Source organism: Rhodopirellula sp. SH410, from assembly GCF_055811895.1.
On record NZ_CM147949.1, the window covers coordinates 7,237,086 to 7,259,609 of the forward strand.

At 59.9% G+C, this 22,524-nt stretch carries 11 protein-coding genes; 7 read left to right on the forward strand and 4 right to left on the reverse strand.

Annotated elements, in window-relative coordinates; translation table 11 throughout:
* Window positions 1–37: 37 nt before the first annotated feature.
* Window positions 38–1,948: a mu-protocadherin- cell-suface protein gene (locus SH410x_RS26550; RefSeq protein ID WP_473672349.1), complete on the forward strand. Its 1,911-nt coding sequence runs from the start codon at window positions 38–40 to the stop codon at window positions 1,946–1,948.
* A gap of 36 nt (window positions 1,949–1,984) precedes the next feature.
* On the opposite strand, the gene SH410x_RS26555 is transcribed toward SH410x_RS26550, so the two are convergent.
* Window positions 1,985–2,941, reverse strand: coding sequence for a hypothetical protein (locus tag SH410x_RS26555; protein WP_473672350.1), 957 nt, complete (start codon window positions 2,939–2,941; stop codon window positions 1,985–1,987).
* 217 nt (window positions 2,942–3,158) lie between these two features.
* Between SH410x_RS26555 and SH410x_RS26560 the strand changes: the two genes are divergently transcribed.
* The gene (locus SH410x_RS26560) at window positions 3,159–6,179 is read left to right on the forward strand and encodes an AsmA family protein (RefSeq protein ID WP_473672352.1); all 3,021 of its coding nucleotides are present in this window, start codon (window positions 3,159–3,161) and stop codon (window positions 6,177–6,179) included.
* A 71-nt stretch (window positions 6,180–6,250) separates the two neighbouring features.
* Here the strand turns inward: SH410x_RS26560 and SH410x_RS26565 are convergent, their stop codons facing one another.
* Both SH410x_RS26565 and SH410x_RS26570 read right to left on the reverse strand, forming a co-directional pair.
* Window positions 6,251–9,511, reverse strand: coding sequence for a hybrid sensor histidine kinase/response regulator (locus SH410x_RS26565; protein WP_473672354.1), 3,261 nt, complete (start codon window positions 9,509–9,511; stop codon window positions 6,251–6,253).
* A 14-nt stretch (window positions 9,512–9,525) separates the two neighbouring features.
* On the reverse strand, window positions 9,526–12,552 hold the full coding sequence (locus tag SH410x_RS26570; protein WP_473677406.1) for a RecQ family ATP-dependent DNA helicase: 3,027 nt from the start codon (window positions 12,550–12,552) through the stop codon (window positions 9,526–9,528).
* A gap of 261 nt (window positions 12,553–12,813) precedes the next feature.
* Between SH410x_RS26570 and SH410x_RS26575 the strand changes: the two genes are divergently transcribed.
* The 3 genes from SH410x_RS26575 to SH410x_RS26585 are packed head-to-tail and all read left to right on the forward strand — an operon-like array spanning window position 12,814 to window position 18,172.
* Window positions 12,814–15,381, forward strand: a complete 2,568-nt coding sequence (locus SH410x_RS26575) for a DUF1592 domain-containing protein (RefSeq protein ID WP_473672356.1) — start codon at window positions 12,814–12,816, stop codon at window positions 15,379–15,381.
* 5 nt (window positions 15,382–15,386) lie between these two features.
* A complete protein-coding gene (locus SH410x_RS26580) occupies window positions 15,387–16,724 on the forward strand; it encodes a DUF1552 domain-containing protein (protein WP_473672358.1) in 1,338 nt (445 codons plus the stop codon).
* A 2-nt stretch (window positions 16,725–16,726) separates the two neighbouring features.
* Entirely contained in the window at window positions 16,727–18,172 is a 1,446-nt protein-coding gene (locus tag SH410x_RS26585; RefSeq protein WP_473672359.1) for an ankyrin repeat domain-containing protein, read from the forward strand.
* A gap of 254 nt (window positions 18,173–18,426) precedes the next feature.
* Here the strand turns inward: SH410x_RS26585 and SH410x_RS26590 are convergent, their stop codons facing one another.
* Window positions 18,427–19,905: a trypsin-like peptidase domain-containing protein gene (locus SH410x_RS26590; protein WP_473672361.1), complete on the reverse strand. Its 1,479-nt coding sequence runs from the start codon at window positions 19,903–19,905 to the stop codon at window positions 18,427–18,429.
* A 420-nt stretch (window positions 19,906–20,325) separates the two neighbouring features.
* Here SH410x_RS26590 and SH410x_RS26595 point away from each other — a divergent pair, with 420 nt between their 5' ends.
* Both SH410x_RS26595 and cimA read left to right on the forward strand, forming a co-directional pair.
* Window positions 20,326–20,868, forward strand: coding sequence for a hypothetical protein (locus tag SH410x_RS26595; protein WP_473672363.1), 543 nt, complete (start codon window positions 20,326–20,328; stop codon window positions 20,866–20,868).
* A 20-nt stretch (window positions 20,869–20,888) separates the two neighbouring features.
* Entirely contained in the window at window positions 20,889–22,487 is a 1,599-nt protein-coding gene (cimA, locus tag SH410x_RS26600; RefSeq protein WP_473672365.1) for a citramalate synthase, read from the forward strand.
* Window positions 22,488–22,524: the final 37 nt, after the last annotated feature.

Here is a 22,524-nt window from a genome sequence, read left to right on the forward strand (position 1 = left end):
AGCCAACGCATTCAACACCGCCCCCAAGGATCAATCGATGCGACAATTCAAGTTAATTTTAATCGTGGCGATCGCGATTGCATGGTCTCCGATCAACGCCACCGATGCCGTCGCGAAAGGGTTCAAAGGCGGTGGTGGTGGCGCACGTAGCGGCGGAGGAGGAGGTGGCGCCCGGCATGCTAGCATGCCAAATCTGGGGAGCGGCGGAGGATCCCGGCCGTCGCCGGCCCAACGCCCCAGTGCCAGTCGCCCTAGTGCCAGTCGTCCCAGTGCCAGTCGTCCCAGTGCCAGTCGTCCTAGTGCCAGTCGTCCCAGCACCAGTCGTCCCGGTATCAGCCAACCGAGTCCCGGTCGGCCCAACATCGGCCGCCCCGGCAGCCCGCAGCCTGATCGCCCGAGCCTAGGCGGCTCGATATCAGGCGGGCTCAAACCCTCGACACGCCCGCAGCAGCGCCCCTCAACGCTGCCTAGTAAGAGGCCCAGCCTCCCCTCCACACTGCCAGGCAATAAGCCAAACCTGCCAGGTAATAGGCCCGACCGACCAGGTAATAGGCCCAACCTGCCAGGCAACAGGCCCAACCTGCCGGGCAACAAACCCAATCTGCCGACGACACTGCCTAGTAACCGGCCGAATCGTCCCAGCCTACCGAATTTGGGCGGTGGGGGCGGTCCGAACCGCTTCCCGGGCAATCAGGATCGCCCCTCGGCGGGCGACTTGGGTGACTTTCTCGGTATCGGTGGCGGTGTTCGCCCGGGCACAATGCCCGGCCAACTTCCCAACAAACCCGACCTCGCCAATCGACCGAACCGGCCGGGCAATACCCGACCTGGGGACCGCCTGCCTGGCAATGACCGGCCTGGCAATGACCGGCCCGGCAATGACCGGCCCGGAATCAACCGACCCGGAAATGATCGGCCTGGAAATAATCGGCCGGGAGACGGCCGGCCCATCGTCAATCGCCCGAACAATCGTCCGATCAACATTGGCAACTTGAATGTCGGCAATACGGTCATCAACAATCGCCCGTCGTGGAGCACGATCAATCGCAATTCAGTCAACCAAATCGAGAACCGGTGGGGTAATCAGATCGGCGGCCTGCACGGTTGGGCGTCGGCACATCCTGCCCGCGTCAACCACTGGCATTCATGGGGCAACGACGTGCGGTTCCGCTGGAACGGCTACCACCATCACAACAATTGGTTCGCTGGGAATTGGTGGTACAGCCATCCGAGCGGGCTGTGCCGGTGGCACTACTATCACAGTTTCAATCGCCACCCGTGGAACTATTGGTGGCAGCGACCTCCGACCTGGGCCGCCGCGACGGGGTGGTTTACTTGGTCCGCACCGCCAAGCGTATGGTCGCAGCCGATCTACTACGACTATGGATCGGGTGGCAACGTGGTCTATGAAAATAACTACGTGTACATCAACGGCGAACAAGTCGCGACGGCCGATGATTTCGCCGACAGCGCCGCGGCACTCGCCACCGTCACTCCGCCGACATCGGATGTCACGGCCGACGGCGGCGATGAAGCGGCCGTGGATGATGCCGCCGAGAACGACGAATGGATGCCATTGGGCACCTTTGCACTATCAACCAACGAAGACGACGTCGAGCCGACACGCATCGTGCAACTCGCGGTCGATAAATCCGGGATCATTTCGGGAACCCTCTATAATCGCGAAACCGATCAGGCGGATGCGATCCAAGGACGCGTTGATAAGAACACGCAGCGTGTGGCAATGCGACTGGGGTCGACCGACGAAATCGTCGCCGAAACGGGGCTCTACAACCTGACGCAGAATGAAGCGCCACTGTTGGTTCATTTCGGTAAAGACCGTACCGAAAATTATGTGCTGGTCCGTCTGGAAGAAGCGGAGGGTGCTGGCGAAGCTGGCGCGAGCGACGAAGCTGACGGCGACGTCTATGACGACAACAGCAACTAGGCCGCCAGCGGTGCCACGGCCCTGGCTCGTCAAACGCTACCGGCGTGGCGTTTGCCACTGCACAGGCCGATCGGCAGTCGACATCGACGGCTGGTTGGCCGCAGGCGAAGCATCGACGTAACCGCCACCCGACGTGGGAGCGGAGGTGCTCGGTGGGTTCACCGGGGGCGCCGATGGATTCACCGGGGGCGCTGGTGGGCTGGGGTTGAGCGGTGCCCATCCGCCTGCATCGGCATTCGGCGCGGGTGCAAGTGCGGTCGCGGGATACGGTCCCGGCTGAGGTGACGCGTTCGGCTGCTGCGAATAGATCGGTTGCGGCACGTAGTTCTGCGTGCTGGGTCCCTGCATATTGGGAGCTTGCATGTTGGGAGCTCCCGCGGGGCTCGCGTAACCCATCGGTGCGGAGTATCCCGGTGGCGGGGGAGCTCCGGTCAGATCGCTGACGGGCATGCCGCCACTGCGAACGCTGCTAAGTGGATCGCGTGACAGATCCATGTTTGGATTGATGGTGGCGGTAGGGTTCGTGCTGGTTTCTTGCCACGAGCTTGCTGCCGGGTTGTTGTTTTGGGCAGCGGCAATCCCGCCGGCAGCAGCGACCCCGCCGGCAGCCACGACATTGTTGCCGTTCGCCGAGTCGTTGTACGACATCGGTGCGATACTGGGCGGCGCGTAGTTAGCCGGCATGGCATTGGTACCACCGAGCGCTTGACCATTGGGATTGCCATAGGAACCCGTCGACGGCGGAGGCACACGGGCAGAGGCGCCAAAGGGCCCGAGCGAGGGCATGGTCGGACCCGTCATGGGAGCTTGGCCAGGCATTCCGCTAATAGGAGCCATTCCAGTCCCTCCAGCGGGTGCGCCGGCTTGTCGACATCCCAGCGTGATCAGCAGCATCGAGACGCATCCAACGACGAGGACGCACGTCGCTGCGAACGGTTGACGGGCAGCGGCGGGCATCAGCAGGTGATTCGGGTTATAGGAATTGAACATCATGGGGATGTTTCCGATCGATCAATCGAGTGGGCTCGAGCGGCACGAAACATCTTCGCATTCGCTTGGATCACTCGGCTTTAACAAAACTTGACATTTTGTCGAAAGAGCAGAATGGGTAGTGAACAGGCGTTATTTCTTTTCCGCTATCTGCCGAGGACTGCCGGAAGCTATGGTAAAAGCAGCCGATGAAGAAGAAGCAGGTAGGCACGTATTTTCGATGAATTTGCCGTTTCTCAACGAGGTACCGCACATGATGCGTCCCGCGATGATCGTTTTTCTCTTGGGTTCGTGCGCACTTCTGGCCGGCCGCTGCCCAGCCCAAGGTCCGCTTGGTGCGGCGCCTCAACCTCAACCACGGTACTGGTCGACGCAGTGGTCCTTTGACGATATCGATGTGGGCAAGCTCGCGTCGCGACTATCGCATATCGGTATTAATTTAGGTGTACCGCTCGACGGAAAAGTATCGGTACGCTTCGAGGTCGGTGTGCCCTGGACATCGCTCGGCAACGCCGCCGCGTATCGTTTCGACGGCACCCTGACGAGCCCCTCGCTGCGTGTCGAGAACCTTCGCTTTGACGACCTCGGCGCCAACGTGACCTATCGCGATGGCAAGGTCACACTCAGCAAGCTGCACGCGAATCTGATCACGGCCGAGGCCGATGCGCCCGGCGTGATTGACGGCGCGGCAACGGCGGCCCTCGTACCACGCGGTGACATCACCGCGAACATCAAAATCGACAACATGCCACTCGGCCCGATCACCGACCTCGTGATGAAAGTAGGTGCCGGCACCACCAACACGCTGGTTCAGGCAGGTCGGGTTTCGGGCAGCCTGCAATTTACCGTACCGCTCGATTCGATCTCACAGCTAGAAACCTACCAGCTCACCGGCGACGTCACCGGCGAAGCGTTGAAACTCCGCGGTCTGCCGCCCGCGTCCTTGAATATCCGCGGTATTTCGATTCAATCGCGTACGCTGACGCTCGGGCGTCTTGAGCTCACCGCCAACGAGTCGGCCTCCGAATCGATCCAGCTGCAGGGAAACGCCACGATTCCCTTGGACGGCAGCGGTCCATTCCAATTCAACGTTGCCGGTGACGATGTCCCGACCCAGGCCGTCGTCGCTCTCCTGCAATCGCCGGGTGCCGACGCATCGCCGGGTGCCGACGCATTGCCGGGTGCCGACGCATCGCCCACCGCTGGATTTTCCTGGGTGCAGGGCAAGCTGGATTTCCAGGGCAGCGGCAGTGGGCAATTCGCCAAATCGCTTGAGAAGAGTCAGTGGGACATTCGAGCCGTGGTGGCTTCGCCGGGGTTGCGAATCGCGGGCCTCGACTTAGGTGTCTTGGAACATGACGTCGAGCTGACACCGGAACGGTTGTGGGTTCGACCGAAACGTCCGGTCGCCGAGCTGCCTGATGCAGTTAGAATCCGCGAACTCGTCTGTGACTACCAGCTCCAGCCCAACGCGGTGAAGATTGACGCGTTGGATGCGCAAATATTCGGTGGTCGGCTGCAGGGGTCGGCCACGATCCCCTCCCACGGACAGGACACACTGTTGGCCGAACTGCACTTCTCGCAGCTCCGTCCGATGATCCGCTTGCCGATACCAACGGCGACACCGCCTGAGTTCACCGCATCGCTCTCAGGCGATATCCAATGGCAGGTTCCGGCCGCGTTACTGAGCCAACCTGCAGCACACCAGGGGACGGCAAATCTGAAAGTCGACGACATGCGATTGGCCGACGAGCCCCTGGGCCGGCTCAACCTGACGCTGTCTGCTCAACAGGGCGAACTCTCGCTGCATGGTGATGGTGAAATCCTGGACGGCACCGTGCGCGTCGACATGGCGGCAGCCACGACGGCGGAGGATCGTTGGACCGATGTGATCGGACGCTTGCACCGATCCGACATCCAAATCAGCGCCCTCTCCATCCGCTCACTTCTCTCGCTGGCGGGAGCGAATCGAGCCGACGTCAGTGGCAAGCTCTCCGGTGCAATCAGTGGCGTCCCCATCTCGAATCCCGGCAGGGAGGGTGCTCAAACCTTGGTGGAACTCAGCATCGCTGACCTGCGATATCGAAAGACGCTGATCTCGAGAAAGACGTCGGCACGCGGTGGTTTCGATGGTCGCGTGTTGACGATCGAGTCGCTCGTGGGAGATTATGCGGGCGGCACGGCGCGGGCTAGCGGGCGGGTGGAACTCGATGGACTCCAGACGCGGTCGAGTCTGACCGCTCGCATCGATCGAATGGATCTGCGCCGTGGGCTATTTTTCGCGCCGCTGGTCAGCGACCAAGTCGATGGCAAAGGTTCCGGCACGATACGCTTGAGTGGAACCAACAACGCGGTACGAGTCCGCGGCAATGTCGTCGGCCGGCAACTCGTGCTCGCGGGCGTGCCACTGGGAACGGCGCATAGTGACCTCCATCTCGATGCCGATGTCGTGACACGACGTTGGAGTCTACGGTTGCCGACTATCGGGGCGAGTGTCGGTGGCGGATCATTGGAAGGAGACCTGGTGGTCTCCTCTTCCAATCGGGGGACACGTGGCGTTGATTTGTCGAGTCACTGGAAAACGCGACGAGTCGACTTCTTTCGCTTGAGCGACCAACTCGGCCAAGCCACTGATCTCGCCACGGGCGAGATCACGGGTGAACTGACGCTCGGCGGCAAGGCGGTGCGTGGTATCGACGACGTGGCGGGGCGTTTCCGGTTCCGGTTGGGCGAGACTCGCGGGAGTGCGGTTCCCGGGCTCGCCGGTGTCGGGCAATGGCTCGGGCCGGTGTCGTTGGTTACCGAGAAGTTTGACGTCGGTGAGGCTTACGGTGTGATCGGCAACGGTGTCTTGACGATGGACGAATTTTGGCTGGGATCCGATTCCGCGTTGATCCGCGCCGAGGGACGCATTTTCCTGCGGAGCAAGCGTATGGACATGGAGGCGTTGATCGCAACGGGTGACTATCACGATATCGCGCTGGACTTGCAGCGGGTTGCCCAGCAGTACCTGCTACGCTCAATGCTGCCCAGTTCAGTGATTCTTGATATCTCCGATCTGCTTCGGGACCGCACCCTGGTGATCCGAATCCTCGGCCGGATCGACCATCCGATCGTGCGGTTGCAGACCGTCGAAACGTTTCGCGAGGAAGCCGCCCGTTTCCTCATTCGGCAGAGCGGACGGTTGGTCCTCACCGGCGTGGGCGTGGGTGTGGCTGGTGGCATCAACGGCGGGTTCTAGGGCGATCGCCTGGACAGACACACATTCCTTTTGAGCCTGCGTCTCGGGGGAGGGCGTTTTTGCCCAGGGGCTCATGGCTCAGGCATTTCGCGGTCGTCGCCCGGCGACGGTCTGATTTCCTGCTCATCCACCCGGTCTGCAAATGCCAGCAACTCGGCGGCTGCGAGTTCTGCTGCGGGCTCGAGCAGAGCAAGTTGCTCGCCAACGGCGGCAAGATCATTTTCACGCGCAGCCTGTTCGACAATCTTCATCGGCTCGAGAATTGATGTGACCGCGAACAGACTCGCCGCTCCTCTGAGTGCATGAGCGGAGCGTCCTGCAGCTTTAACGTCCCCGTCGGCGACGGCGATGCGGATTTCATCCGTCCGTGTCTCGCATTCCGAGGCCAGCACTCTGGCCAATTCCGACAACACCGAATCAGCGCAGCCGCCCATCTGTTTGCGTGCGGCCTCAATGTCAATTGTCCAATCAGTCGATGCACTTTCCGCATCGGTTTTGGCGGGTGGAGTGTCCCGCACGGGATGGATTACCGTGTCACCGAATTCTGCCGAATCCCTGATCCGTGCCAAGCTAGCCATCAGTGCCTTCGGATCGATCGGTTTACTGATGTAGCCATCCATGCCCGCTTCAAGGCACCTCTCACGGTCGCCCTTCATCGCTGCCGCGGTCATAGCGATGATGGGAATGTGCCCACCGCGGGACAGTTCCTGTTCGCGGATCATTTTGGCTGCCTCGGTACCGTCCATCACCGGCATCTGCCAGTCCATCAGGATCACATCAAAATCACCGTTCTGCCAGGCATCAATGGCGAGCTGTCCGTTTTCCGCAATCTCAACGCGGTGCCCCATCCGCTCGAGCAATCCGGAGGCAACACGCTGATTAATGAAATTATCTTCCACCAGGAGAATGTGAAGGGAATCGATCGTCGGTGCGATCGCCGACGGACCGGCAACGGAGTCTTCACGCGGAGCGCCGCTAAGCACTTGCAAGATCGTCTCAAGCAATTCGGATTGCACGACGGGCTTGATTAAGTATCGCGAGATACCGAGTTCGCGGCAACGCCGAGTATCCCCGCTGTCCGCTGCGGAAGAGACCATCACGACTCTGGTTTCCGCCAAGCCCGGGTCCTCATGCATCTGTTCGGCCACACCGAATCCATCCAAGCCCGGCATCATGCAATCGAGCAACATCATCGGGTACGGCGTGCCCATGTCTTTGGCTCGTCGCAGTTCAGCGAGTGCTTGGTAGCCGTCATTGACGCAGACGGGCTTGAGTTTCCATGCCTTCAACAGCTCTCGAAAAATCCGTAGGTTGATCGAATGATCGTCAACCACGAGTACCGGTGTTCCCACCCATTGGCTCAACTGGCGTGGCGGCGTGGGAGGCGGCGTATCGCTCGTGCCTAAATGCACGCGGAAATGAAACGTCGTGCCCACGTCCACCTCGCTCTCGACCCAAATTTTTCCACCCATCAGGCCGACGAGCTGATTCGAAATGGCCAGCCCCAACCCCGTGCCACCATACTTTCGCGTCGTGGACGCATCGACCTGTGAAAATGAATCGAACACTTTTGGGAGTTTCTCCTGCGGTATTCCGATGCCGGTATCGCGGACGGAGAAATGCAGTTTCACCTCTTGGTCGGTGTGCTCTTCCATCTCGACGGCAATGACGACCTCTCCCTGATCGGTAAACTTCATCGCGTTACCGCATAGGTTGATGATGATCTGCCGGAGTCGCCCGGGATCGCCGAGCAGGCGGTAGGGGATCGCGGGGTCGATCCGGCACGCCATTTCGAGGCCTTGATCGGCCGCCCGCAAACTGAGCGATCTCACCGTCGTTTCAATGCAGTCACGCAGGTCGAACGGGATGATCTCCAGTTCCATCTTGCCCGCTTCGATTTTTGAAAAATCGAGTATGTCGTTGATCAATCGCAACAACGAATCGGCTGACCCGCGAACCATTCCGAGATACTCACGCTGCTCCGGTGCCAAGGAAGTATCGGCGAGCAGTTCGCTCATACCGATGATCCCATTCATCGGCGTGCGAATCTCATGACTCATGTTGGCCAGAAACGCGCTCTTGGCCGCGTTGGCTTCGCGTGCTTCGTCCCGGGCGGCCACTAACTCCGACTGGGACTGTTGCAACCGTTCGCTCATCAAATTGAAGTGTTTGGCGAGTTTGGTGATTTCGTCGTGGCCTCGATCCACAACGCGAGTCGCCAGATTACCACCCGCCAACGCCATCGTCGCACGCGTCAAATGGCTGATCCGATGGGAGAGTGACCATGCGATGAGACCGCCGATCGTGGTGGCCATTAACGTCGCAATCAGCGAGAACCATAAGAGGCGTGATCGCAGTTCCGTGACCGGCACAAACGCCAGCGACTCTTGGGTCTCGTTGACGAGCAACCACCCCAACCCCTGGAAGTCGCCGTGGCCTTGGCTCCTGGCGATCGCGATGAGGTAGTTCTCACCGGTAATAGGATGAGGGAAATAAATCGTTGCGTAGGGTGACGCTGCGTTCAACTGCTCCTGGCTGAGATACTGCACACCTTCATTCATCGGAGACATTGATTGGTTGCTGACATGGATGATGTCGCCCTCCCGATCGAGCAATAGCAACCGCTCCCCTTTTCCGGACCGATCGGCGCGTCGGTCGATCACACTGAAGACTTCCCGAATATCCAAGATGACCTTCATGACTCCGAGCAACTCGCCTTCACGATCATCGACCCGTAGCGCAATGTCGATTGAATAGATGCCTGCGCTTTCGTCAAACATGACATCACTGATCGCAACACCATTGGCGACGGCGTCGGTCCACCAGGACTCGTCGTTTTGTCGATAGTCGGACGTGCGCCCGGTCTGCGCGGCGTTGGCACCATAACGATTGGTGAAGAAGACTTCACCGAAGACGGCGTAGTCGCCGCTCTCATTCAACTTATTCACCAATAAGCGAAGATCCTTCGCTAAGGGATTATTGGTCAACGACTCCATCAAGGGGATGGTCTCGTCGGCGGGTGTCTGCCGCCATTGCCGCTCGCGCTCGTCAATGATCGCTTCGGCATCGTCGAAATCGTTGAACTCACGATTGGATTCGGCGAGTGTCCGTTGCACGAGTTCACTGCGATTATACGCGTCGCTCTGGGCCACTCGCGTCTGGACGATGCGATCGACTTCATCCATCACCGCGCTGGCGCGAGTCAGCGACGTTTTTTCGATCGCCGCCCGCAAGCTTTGTTGCCCGACGCTGGCCGCATAATTTCCGACCGTCCAAATCAATACCGCGGGCAAGATCGTTGCCAATAGCAGTTTGTAGATTATTCGCACCATCGAAACCTTGTTTGTTAGCCTATCGCACGACGCAATTTCTCAATGCGTTCGGGCGAGCCCCCCCAGTTCGCGTCCACGTGGTGACCGGCCCGTGCCGCAGCAACGAGATGCGCCAACAATCCCTCCGCACGGACTCCTCGAATTTCGCTGATCTGATCAATCGTATAACCATCACGACACAGTCGCCATGTCCAGTACTCAGCTCGCCACGATTCTTGATCGGCCGGAATGGTTTCGTCGGCGTGAAGAATCTCGTCGTCCGCGGACCGCGATTTGAGAACGGGCGTATGCGGGTCGGGGCCTTGGGGTGAGGGTAGCTGGGGTGAGGGTAGCTGGGTTTCGCTCCGCTTGGGACTGACGACTTCGTGCTGCGATAGTGTTGTCGCGATCAGGTCCAGCAGATCGTGTCCATAGGTATCGATGAACTCATTGCTGATCCCTGGCACGCCCTCCAACTCCGTCGCGTTGGCGGGATGCGTTTCGGCGAGTCGCTCGATTGTCGAACCGGTGAGGATCTGATGAGGTGCCAAGCCGAGAGCCGCGGCCCGTTTGCGGCGAAAGCGTTTGATCCGATCGGTGAGCTCGCGTCTCAAATCGTCGCTGGGGTCGGCGATGGCAGCCGGACGGCTCTGCCGGTCATCGCCGTCCAGATCCCTTTCCGACGGGCCGAGCGATTGCGTGACAGGCTCTTCTTGCGCCACATGGGGTCGTGGGTCGGCAGCGACTGGCTCCGGCGGGCGGAGCCGTCGATCGACCATTTCGTCGTCCCCTTCAACATCTCCCGACTGAATTTTGGCAGACACCTTGGCGAGTTTTTTGGCAATGCGATGCTTCAGTTGCAAGGCTGCCGGCAGGGGATCGGTGCAATTCATCACCCGTCGGCCCGCGTCGGTCATGTGGACGGTGGGGCGGCGCTCGCTGACTTCCTTTTGTTCGAGTAAACCCGCCGCGAGTAGCGAGTCCATCACGTCGGCCACGTCCGTCTGGGTCAGTCCAATTAACATCCCGTAGGTGCTCAGCCGGTCCAGCCGCATCTGCGTCACACGCTTATTTTTGGAGCCGACCAACATTTGAGCAATCAGGTTTTTGCCCAATCGCCCGTGCGTGCGGACAACGCCTGATAACAGGACGCGAATCCCCGTCAGCAATTGACGCTCATCGATATCGGGGTGGGCGATGGCCGTGGATATCGCGGCGTCGGACATCGCTTGGGCTGTCGACACGCTGCCGCTCCAATCGCCATCACGAACCAGTTTGCCGCCAACCGGATCGCAGCGGTCACAGTGGGTACAATCGGCGGCGTTGGGGTCGCCAAAATAATCCAAGATGACTCGTTGGCGGCACGAGGCGGCGCGGGCAAACGCAATCACGGCTTCGAGCTTCTCGTACTCGGCTGCTTTGCGCCGATCGAGTTCGTCGAAGTCAATACTCAGTTCGTTAAATGGCAAGTCGCGGCGGGTGATGTGGACCGCACGACCTCGGAAGGGTGGCACGTAGTCGAACGCACGCAGCTTCGTCAGTTCGCGTAACTGGGTCGTCAACTTCGTACGATCCATCTCGGCGAGCTTCGCCAACGTGTCCGGCCGGACGTAGACATCTTCGCCGCGCCGCCTCCCGATGACCTTTTCGACCGCCGCCATGACACGGCGTTTGATTTTTGCCTCTGGAGGCAGGAAGTCGAGCATCGTGGGTGCGTCGCTGTCGATCCGCACGACGGCTTGATTGGCCCCTGCATCGAGACGTTTGAGCACACCGGCTCGTGCCAGCAACGTTTCGGAGGTACTGATCGCTTCGGTACCATCACGGACGTCGATCGCCGCGCGGAGTTGGTCGAGCGTCAGTTCGATCGGGTCTTCCTCGCGAGAGAGTAGGAATTCATAGACCTTCTTAACCGTTGCCCGTGAGGGGTAACGATTCTCGATAAAGAACTCTTGAATCTGTCGATCAAAGTACGCGAACAATAGGAGGCAATCACTCATCTGGCCATCGCGGCCTGCTCGCCCCGCTTCTTGATAGTAGGCTTCGAGCGAACCGGGCATGTTGAAGTGCACGACAAACCGAATATCGGACTTGTCGATCCCCATCCCAAATGCGTTGGTCGCTACGATCGCCGAAAGATCACCTTTCATGAAGGCCTCCTGAACACGGCGGCGTTCATCGGGATGCAGCCCGGCGTGGTACACGCCGACCTTACGTCCTGTTTTTTCGGGTAACCACTCCGCAATCTCTTCGCAGCGTTTGCGAGTGGCTGCGTAAATGATCCCGGTGCCATCGCGGCTACGCAAATACTTCTCGAGCGTCGCGCGTTTGGCCGCATCGTTGTTGCACGACTCGACCGCGAACTTCAAGTTCGTGCGTGCAAATCCAGTGACGAAGATACTCGGCTCTTTGAGCTTGAGTAGCTCACTGATGTCATCGCGAACGGTCGGGGTTGCCGTCGCAGTGAGTGCAATCGTTTGGACGCCACCGAGGTAGCGATCGCGGAAGCCGCCCAACCGGGAGTAGTCGGGGCGAAAGTCGTGGCCCCACTCGCTCACGCAGTGCGCCTCGTCCACGGCCAGTAAGGTAATATCCGCTTTCGCCACCGCTTCGAGGAAGCGACCGTTGCGGAGCCTTTCGGGGGCGACATAGATCATGTCGAGTTCACCCCGAGCCATCGACTCCATCACCGATTCCTGCTGTCCGTGCGACAACGAGCTATTGATCAGCTTTGCTCGAATGCCACGCGAGACGAGCGTGTCGACCTGGTCTTTCATCAATGCGATCAGCGGTGACACCACGATCGTAGTGCCTTCGCGTGCCAGGGCGGGAAGTTGATAACACAGGCTCTTGCCGCCCCCGGTCGGCATCACGCACAAACAATCCGCCCCGGACGCCAGCGCATCGATCACGCCGCGCTGACCAGGACGAAAGGATTGCAAGCCAAATCGCGGCAGCAGTGTCTCGGGGTCATCCGTCGTCAAACGAACCTTCCGCCGCGGTGCGGCGGTGGCTGCCGTTGACGAAGTGGAGGCGGGCGAAGAACTCGCGGGCGGTATCATCCGGAACGCCTGAATGCGAAAGGAAAAGAGAAACGGGGTCACCGCCAGTATCAAACCCAACGTGTGAACGAGCCAATCCAGCGGCTCAATAAAAAATTGTAGCAAATCGAAGCACTCCGGCGTAGCGTTTGCCTGCCGCTGCCCACCTTCCCGCTGGCCACAACCCGAAAATCACCTACCCCGCGGGGGGGCATTTGGGATATACTGAGTGGTCCCGCTGCAGCCTCGCAATGTTGCGGTATCTCACCTTCTGACTCGACCATGTTCCGCATACCGCCACTCCCACTTCGCTCGATCGCCCTGACATCACTCGTCCTGGCGATCTTCCACGGCCCCGCCGCGGCTGACGAGCGGCCGCCTGCAGGCGGTGAAGTCCATCGCATCGAAGCGTTCGTGGACCGCTACTGCATGGACTGCCACAACGCTGCCGATGCGGTTTCGGACCTCGATCTGGAGACGACCTTGCTCTCGCAAGTCGATTGGTCGGGGCAACGCGATGCTGAATACCCCGGTTCCACGGTCCCGCTGGCGGCGTGGGAGGCCGTGCTGCGACGCATCACCTCGCGGCAGATGCCGCCGCTCGACGCCGAGCGGCCCGCCGATCAGGAGTATCGTGAAATCGTCGCAGACCTCGGCCACGCCCTCGATCGGGTCGCCGCCGACGCCCCGGTCATTACCCCGGTCGACTCACTGCGACGTCTGACCCGTACCGAATACCAAAACAGTGTCCGCGACCTGCTGGGCATCGATCTCGATATTACCTCCTGGTTGCCCAAGGATGAATCGAGTGGTGGGTTCGACAACATCACCGTGGGTGATTTGTCACCCTCGTTGATGAGCCGCTACCTGACGGCCGCCGAGCAGATCAGTCGGATCGCGGTGGGCGGCTCCACACGCTCGCCGGTAGGTTTGAATGTGCGATTGCCCGCTGACCTGACACAAGAAAGCCATCTCGCTGGACTGCCGTTGGGAACCCGCGGGGGGACCAACATCAAGCACACGTTTGCGGAATCGGGTGTTTATGAGCTCGCCGTTCGCTTGACGCGAGATCGCGATGAAATGATCGAAGGTCTCACACGTCCCCATGATCTCGACGTGCTCATTGATCGCAAGCGAATGCATCGCTGGACCATCCATCCTCCCGGCCGTGGTGGCGACGACACACTGATTGATGCAAATTTGAAGGTGCGGATTCCGATCACCGCGGGGCCGCACGACATCGCCGTCACCTTCGTCAGTCAAGGCGAGTCCCTGCTCGAGATCAAACGCCAACCCTTTGAAGCGGCGTACAATCGGCACCGCCATCCGCGACAGCAACCCGCCCTGCTGGAAGTATCGATCGTCGGCCCGTTTGCCGAGCAACGGCGTGCCGAGCAACGGCGTGCCGACGACGATGTCACGTCGCAACACGTCGGGATCACTGCCGAGGACACCCCGAGCCGCAGACGCATCTTCACGACATGGCCCAAGTCGTCCTCACGGGACGACTTGTCCTCACGGGACGAGTCGTTGCCACGGGACGAGTCGTTGTCACGGGACGAGCAACGGGCCGCCGCGGAACAAATTCTGGGGCGGCTGGCCCGCGTCGCCTTTCGCCGCGACGTGACCACGGCGGACCTGGCCACCCCGCTCGCGTTCTTCGAGGAGGTCATTGGCGATGGTTCCAGCGATGCTTGGCAACCTGCGTTTGAACTTGGTATCGAGCGGGCGATCGCAGCGATCCTTGTGAATCCGAATTTCTTGTTTCATGTCGAGCAGATCCCTCGCTCGAGTGCGAACCGGCCGATGACCCGGATCAGCGAATTTGAGCTGGCCTCGCGGCTGGCCGCCTTCCTATGGAGCAGCCTGCCCGACGAAGGACTGCTCGATTTAGCCTCCTCGGGCGAACTCAGCAATCCAGACGTGCTGCGAGCTCAAGTGACGCGTATGCTGGCCGACGATCGTTCACACAGCCTCGTCGATCACTTCGCAGCCCAGTGGCTGTACCTTCGCAACCTCGACGCGATCACTCCCGACCTCCGGTTGTTCCCCGATTATGACGAAAACCTGCGGCGGGCGATGCGGCGTGAAACGGAATTGCTATTCGAGCATGTACTCCGAACCGACGGAAGTGTGATGGACCTGATCGACAGTGACTTCACATTCCTCAACGAGCGACTGGCACGACACTACGGCATCCTCGGTGTACTGGGGGACGAGTTTCGCCTCGTTGCCTTACCCGCCGACTCGCACCGTGGCGGATTGCTGCGGCACGGCAGTATTTTGAGCGTGACATCCTACGCCACGCGAACGTCCCCCACCGTCCGCGGCAATTGGGTACTGAAAAACATCATCGGGAACCCGCCACCTCCACCGCCCCCAGACATCCCGGCCCTCAAGGAAAAGTCCGCACTCATAGCGACCACGCTGCGCGAGCGACTCGCTGTCCACCGCGACAACGAAGCCTGTGCGTCCTGCCATGACCTAATCGATCCCATTGGTTTTGCCCTGGATCGATACGATGCCCTGGGACGCTACCGGGACCACGACGGTGAGACCCTTGTCGACGCATCGGGCACGTTGCCCGATGGCACCCAAGTCGATGGCGTGGCGGATCTGGAAGCAAGTCTGCTTTCGCACCCGGAAATGTTCGTTGGCTGCTTGAGCGAAAAATTGATGACGTTCGCATTGGGTCGAGTCGTCGACTTCCACGATGCCCCCGCGATTCGAAAAATCGTCCGAGGTGCTGAAGAGAATGACTATCGCATCTCGTCGATTGTCCAGGGCATCGTCGCCAGCCAACCCTTCCAATATCGCAGCGTCCGCTCACCAGCCCAGGTTGAGGATTAAGAGCCATGTTCATCACAAAAAAATCGCTACCTCGTCGCACACTGCTCCGCGGCGTCGGCACGGCCCTCTCGCTGCCACTGCTCGATGCCATGATCCCGTCCTTAACGGCGGCCGAGGCGACACCTGCGGCGGATGCGAACCTGCGCCGGATCGGATACATCTACACACCGATGGGATTCAATCCCGCTGAGTGGACGCCCACCGGTGAATCGCTCGACCATTTGCCGTCGAGCCTTTCGCCGCTGCAATCGATGCAGGACCAGGTCTGCGTGATTACGGGGATGGATTTACAAAACGCTTACCCTGGGTCCCACGCGACATCCAACGCTGCGTTCCTTAGCGCCGCCCAAGCCAAGCTCACCGAGAGCAGCGACTATTACCTCGGCACGACCGCCGATCAAATCGCTGCCAAGCATTTCGGGAACCGGACTCAATTGCCGTCGCTCGAACTCGCCATGGATTTGTTGTCCACCGTCGGGCAATGCGATAACGGCTACGCGTGCGTCTACCAAAACAATCTATCTTGGTCATCGCCGACCACACCGTTGCCATCGGAAGCTCACCCACGCATTGTATTCGAGCAACTCTTTGGCGATGGCGGGACGCCTGAGCAGCGGGCGGCCGCACTGCGTCGGCGTGCGAGCTTGCTCGACAGCGTCACGCTGGAAATCAAACGTTTGCAACAACGCCTCGGCGGCGACGATCGCAACAAGATCGAACAGTATGTGGAGAGCATCCGCGAAGTGGAACGGCGAATTCAGCACGCGATGCAGACGACGCAGGACAACCCGTTGCCGGATCTCGATCGGCCCGTCGGAGTGCCCGCCGCGTACGCCGACCACGCGCGGTTGATGTTCGATCTGCAATTGCTCGCCTTCCAAGGTGACATCACCCGGATTGTCACCTTCCAACTGGCGCGTGAGGCGAGCACGCGAACATATCCCGAAATTGGTGTCCCCGAACCGCACCACCCCGTCACCCACCACGGTGGCAACCCAGCGAAACTCGCCAAGATCGCGAAGATCAATCAGTTCCATGTCTCGCTGTTTGCGGAGTTTCTGCAAAAGATGGACGCCATCCCGGAAGGCAATGGGACGCTACTGGATCACTCGCTGTATCTATACGGCAGCGGCATGGGCGATTCCGACGCCCACGATCACAAGAACCTGCCGATCCTTGTCGCGGGAGGAGCAGCGGGCAACATGCGTGGCGGTCGCCATCTCCGCTACGAGAATCCCGAACCCCTGTCCAACCTGCACTTAACGTTGCTCAATAAAATCGGTGTGCCACTGGAGAAATTCGCGGACAGCACCGGACACGTCAACGCTCTTTTTGATGTCTGAATATGAATCGTTTGATGCTCCTGGTTGCCCTGTTCGCCACGTCGCTGGCGACTGGAACGGAATGCCCTGCGACGCCACCGCTGCGATTTGTTGATGCGATCGAGCGGCAGGACTGGGATCGCGCCGACAGTCTATTGGCATCGCCCCACGCAGAGATTCAACCTATCGAGCAAACGCAACCCGACGGCATGACGCCGTTGCACTGGACGGTCTTCCACCAACAACTCGAATGGACCGAGCGGCTATTGCAGGCCGGTGCGGACGCCAACGCGAAAACGATCTACGACATCACCCCGCTGGCGATCGCCTGCCAGAATTCCGCCGTTGAGATTGCCGCCCGGTTGCTTGACCAGGGCGCCGATGCCAACGCACGACTGCCGGGGAAACTGACGCCCCTGATGCTGGCGGCTCGAACGGGTAACGCGGATCTCTGCGGCTTACTGATCGAGCACGGTGCCACAGTCGATGCCGCTCAGCGAAGCGGTCAAACAGCATTGATGTTTGCCGCCGCTGACGGGCACGCCAAAGTGATTAAGACGTTGTTGAATGCGGGTGCCGATCTGCATCGTGCGCTGGCTTCGGGATTCACCCCGCTGTGTTTTGCCGCTCGCCAAGGACACATCGCGGCGGTAACGACATTGCTGGATCACGGTAACTCGATCAGCGAAACGATGCAGCCCAAACGGACGACGGGACGCAACCCACGCGATGGGATGAGCCCGTTGATGCTCGCCGTCGAGAGCGCCCACTATGAACTCGCCCTGGAACTGATCCGCCGGGGGGCCGATCCGAATGAGCAAAGCAGTGGATTCGCACCGCTGCACGCCCTCAGCTGGGTGCGTCGTCCTTCCAAGGGCGATAATCCCCAGGGTGATCCGCCGCCGCACGGCAGTGGTGATCTTTCGGCACTCCAGTTCGCCCGTGAGATCGTCGCTGCAGGGGCGGATGTGAACTTAAAACTCCGCCGCGGCCGAGCCGGCAAGGGGCTGCTCAATCCACACGGAGCAACCCCCTTCCTGATGGCCAGCCAAACGGTGGACATCCCTTACATGAAACTGCTGCTGGAACTCGGTGCCGATCCCGCGATCACGAACGCGGACGGATGCACTTCCCTGATGGCGGCGGCCGGTGTCGGCAACAACTTTGTCGGCGAACACGAAGGCACGCCTGAGGAAGTCGACCAGGCGGTCCGGTTGCTTGTCGAACTGGGACTCGATGTTAACGCCGTCGCTAAGAATGACGAAACGGCGATGCATGGTGCTGCCTATCGATGTTTCCCCGACACGGTTCGTTTACTTGCCCTACTCGGTGCCCAAACAGAAAGCTGGAACCACAAGAACAAATACGGCTGGACCCCGCTGGATATCGCTCACGGCCACCGCCCCGGCTCATTCAAGCCCGACCCCGCCACCATCGCCGCGATCGAAGAGCTGCTGCCGAGCAAATAAATGCCGACCAACGGCTTCGGCCGGCGTGAAAATGCAGCAGCGGAAGTTGCCCGTTTTCGAGTGCCATGCCTCCGCGACTGACCCGTGCGCGTATCGCCTAGCCCGGTCGGCGCATGAAAAATCGGTGATGGACTCGTCCCGGCTGGGTCGACGGATGCTCTGACTCACGGTGCACGGGCGGGCGTGCGTAGGAGTCAGGGCATCCGTCCCAGGAGGAGTCCACCACCGATGAGTGAAGCCGTGCCGGTCAATGGCTAGCGGCGCGTCACTGACGACTGAGCCGCCAATTGCATGTGCCCATAGAGCGTTTGGTCTCGACGAACGATGTAGAACTTCGCGTTGGGGCCTTGGCGGATTTCGGGTTGCTGCAGGATCTCTGCGAGGTCTCCCAAGCTGGACGTCTGCCACGAATGAATCCCCAACAGCACGTCGCCACTGCGAAGACCTTGTTGATCTGCAGCCGAACCGGTGCGGACATCCGTAATCATCAGCCCGCCGCGGTAACTGGTTTGCAACTGGGCATTCATTCGCCGCGTGAATGCGTCGCCCGCTGGACGAACGGTGACACCGATCACCTGCCATGCCAAGTCCATGACCGGATCGCCGGATGCCGAGGTCGCTGGCAATGTGGCAACGAAGGTTTCGTAGGTCTCATCGCCACGTTGAAATTCCATGCGGAGTTTCTGGCCCGGAGAGGCGTCGAGCACTGCCATGGCATATTGCAGATCGGTATTGATGGTGTCCTCATCGATCTTGACAATGCGGTCACCAGGCTGGAGACCACCCCGTTGGGCTGATCCGCCTTTGCTCAAGTCCACAATCCGCATTCCTCCGTCCTGTTCGATCGTGCCATGCAAACCGATGACAAAGCGCCGCTCGTTGTGACGGCTGATCATCTCCGTGACCGTGTCGAGCACTTGGTCGATCGGAATGGCAAAGGCAATCTGCTGAGCGCCCACTCGGACGGCAACATTCAGACCAATGATCTCGCCATCGATGTTCAACAGGGGACCACCTGAGTTGCCAGGATTGATCCCCGCACTGGTTTGAATCAGGTCGCGATAGCTCTGGGTTTCATTGACCGGGATATCACGGTGTAACGCACTGATGATACCAACGGTGCTGGTGTGCACGTATCCGAATGCGTTTCCGATCGCGATCACCGGTTCGCCGACCATCAAATCGTTGCTATGTCCACGCGGGATCGTTGGGAACGGTCCCGAACCACGCAGCTTCACAACCGCCAAGTCGTTCGCGGGATCCGAGACGATCAGGTCCGCCTTGGTCGTCGAACCGTCCTGAAGAGTCACGTTGATCTCGAAGACGTCTTCGACGACGTGAAAGTTCGTCACCACGTACCCGCGGGCGTCGATCACGACACCCGTTCCCATTCCGTTGACCTGGCGGGTGACATCGGGAGATGCTCCGCCGATCGAGGAAACCGTTTGATGAACGGTTTTCTGACCGTGCAGGTTCACGACAGACGGAGATGCCCGGCGAATCGCGGTCACCGTGGGCGTCTCTCGATTGGAATGACGACTGCTTGCCGACGAAACGGTTTGCAGATCCGCTGCTGCGACCGATCGGGCACTCACCACTCCGGTGGCCGCGCCAATCACTGCAACACCGCAGAAGACAATCGCACGCACGCATCGCAACCGCGAACACGCTGGAGCGGTGCCCACGACCGAACTGGCCAGGCAGGAATGGGTATTGTGTCGATAGAAATTCATGCAATCCCCGCATCCGAACCGAGCCGACCGAAACAACCCGTAGCCATGTGCCAGCCGGAGTGACCGGCACAAGGCTTAGCATCGGACATTCGCTTCGGATCGCTTGATCACGCATGATCCGCCCCGCAAGGTTTACCAGGTCCCACACATAGGTTTACCTGGGGAACCTGGGCCGACTAGCGAAACAGTGCCAATTGTGTGGCCCAATAGCGGCCTTGCGATCTCCGTGATCGCAATCCGCGACCGAAAAACCGGTAAAGTCCCCCAGAAATCGACTTTGCCCTCCAGGAAATCGGCTCTGCCCTACAGAAAACACTGTTGAGCGGTTACAACATGCGATTCCACGCTGGTGCATTGTCGGCCACTACTCGCACGATGCCCCGCACATAGCAATCGTTCTGAGTACCCCAGTTCAACGTGATGGCGAGAATCGGAATCGTTTTCGGGCTGGTGCTCTTTGGATTGACCATCGCCGCCCTAAGCACGACCACCCAAAAGAGTTACACCCAGTTTGTTCCGATGATGTTCGGCATTCCCCTGCTCGTCTGTGGCGTGGTGGCACTGAACCCCCACCGCCGGGGAGACTCGGTGCTGGCGGCGTTGATCTTGACCCTGGTGGGGATGGTGATCGCGACAGTTCGGACGATTGTGCTTGCGATTTCCTGGTTGACGGGCGGCGACATTGATCTGCTGTCGTTTAAAATCGTCGCATCCATGGCGGTGGTTTGCAGTGTATTTGTGGTCATTGCTGAGCTTTGGCGTCGGCGTCGGAAGGCCGAAGAAGAGCGTGTTGAACAGGCGCGTCGTCAATCCGCCACGCGGCTCAACAACCCCTTAGCTGTCAATCCGCCGGTCGCTGACGCAGTCACCCCGGCCCACGGCGCCAGCGAAAATCCGTACCAGACGCCCGCCATTCTGAGCGTGCCGACTCCCACTCCACCGACCGACGATCCCGCGAAATGACTTCTTCCCCTGCCCAAAACGTGTCGTCATCCCAACTCTCGGCGTCGACTCGCACTCCGATTGCCATCTATGACACGACGCTGCGCGACGGATCGCAGGGCGAGGGTGTGAGTTTTTCTCTGCAGGACAAACTGAACATTGCCCAGCGACTCGCCGAGATCGACATCGATTTCATCGAAGGAGGCTACCCGCTCTCCAATGAGAAGGACGTGGCGTTCTTTGAGCAAGCGAGACATCTCGATCTCGGCAACACGCAGCTGTGTGCGTTTGGGATGACCCGGCGACGTCGGATGAAAGCCGCCGACGACCCAGGCATGCGAGCGCTCGTCGCTGCCGAAACGCCCTGCTGCACGATGGTCGGTAAAACGTGGGACTATCATGCCACCGAAGTACTCGGTGCGACACTCGATGAGAACCTGGCGATGATCGGCGAGAGTGTCGAATACTTGGCCGCGCACCGCGACGTCCTCTACGACGCCGAGCATTTCTTTGACGGCTACAAAGCCAATCCGCAGTACGCGATCGAGACACTCCGCGCGGCCGCCTCGGCAGGCGCGATCTGGTTGATACTGTGCGATACCAACGGGGGCACCCTGCCCGAAGAGATCACTGCGATCGCAAAAGTCGCTCGCGACGCCCTCGCTGACTGCGACGTCCAGTTCGGGATTCACTGCCACAATGACTGTGAACTTGCCGTCGCGAACTCGCTTGCCGCCGTCGACGCGGGCGCGTTGCAGGTGCAGGGCACCATCAACGGCATCGGCGAACGCTGTGGAAACGCTGACCTGATCGCCATCATCGCCAACCTGGGATTGAAGAAGCCAAACTACGAAGTCCTCGGTGGTCGGCCGCTGACCTCACTGACCGAATTGAGCCGGTTTGTCTACGAGACAGCCAACCTGCAATGGCGTGGTGGCCAACCGTTCGTGGGCCAGAGTGCCTTTGCCCATAAAGGTGGCATGCACGTCCACGCGATCAACAAGGCGGCCAAGACCTACGAACACATCGATCCTGAACTCGTCGGCAATGAACGACGGATCCTCGTCAGTGAACTGTCCGGACGCAGCAACATCGAAGCCGTCGCGGGCAAACACAATCTGGGCGACGACAAAGAATTGATGAACAAGATTCTGGCCGAAGTCGTGCGACTGGAGAATCAAGGCTATCAATTTGAGTCCGCGACGGCGTCGTTTGACCTGCTGATCAAACGGGTCAGCGGCAAGTTCCAGCCCCATTTTGAAACAATCAAATACCGCATCATTGCCGGCGATCGCGATGTGGAACATCACGTGGCGTTTGCCGAAGCGGTCATCAAACTGAAGGTCGGCGACACGCTCTGGTTCGACGCCGCCGAAGGATACGGGCCCGTCAATGCACTCGACGCAGGACTGCGGAAGGCGCTCACGGGCGCCTATCCGCAGCTCAGCGAGATCAGTCTGATCGATTACAAAGTCCGCGTGGTTGACTCCGCGTCGGGTACCGCGGCCTCGATCCGTGTGAACATTGAAAGTACCGACGGCAAAGAGACGTGGGGCACGATCGGCGTGAGCGATAACATCATCGAAGCCAGTTGGCAGGCCCTCGTCGACAGCGTCGAATACAAATTACATCAAGAATAAAAGAAGGGTTCAGAGGGAAAAGGGTTCAGGAAAAACT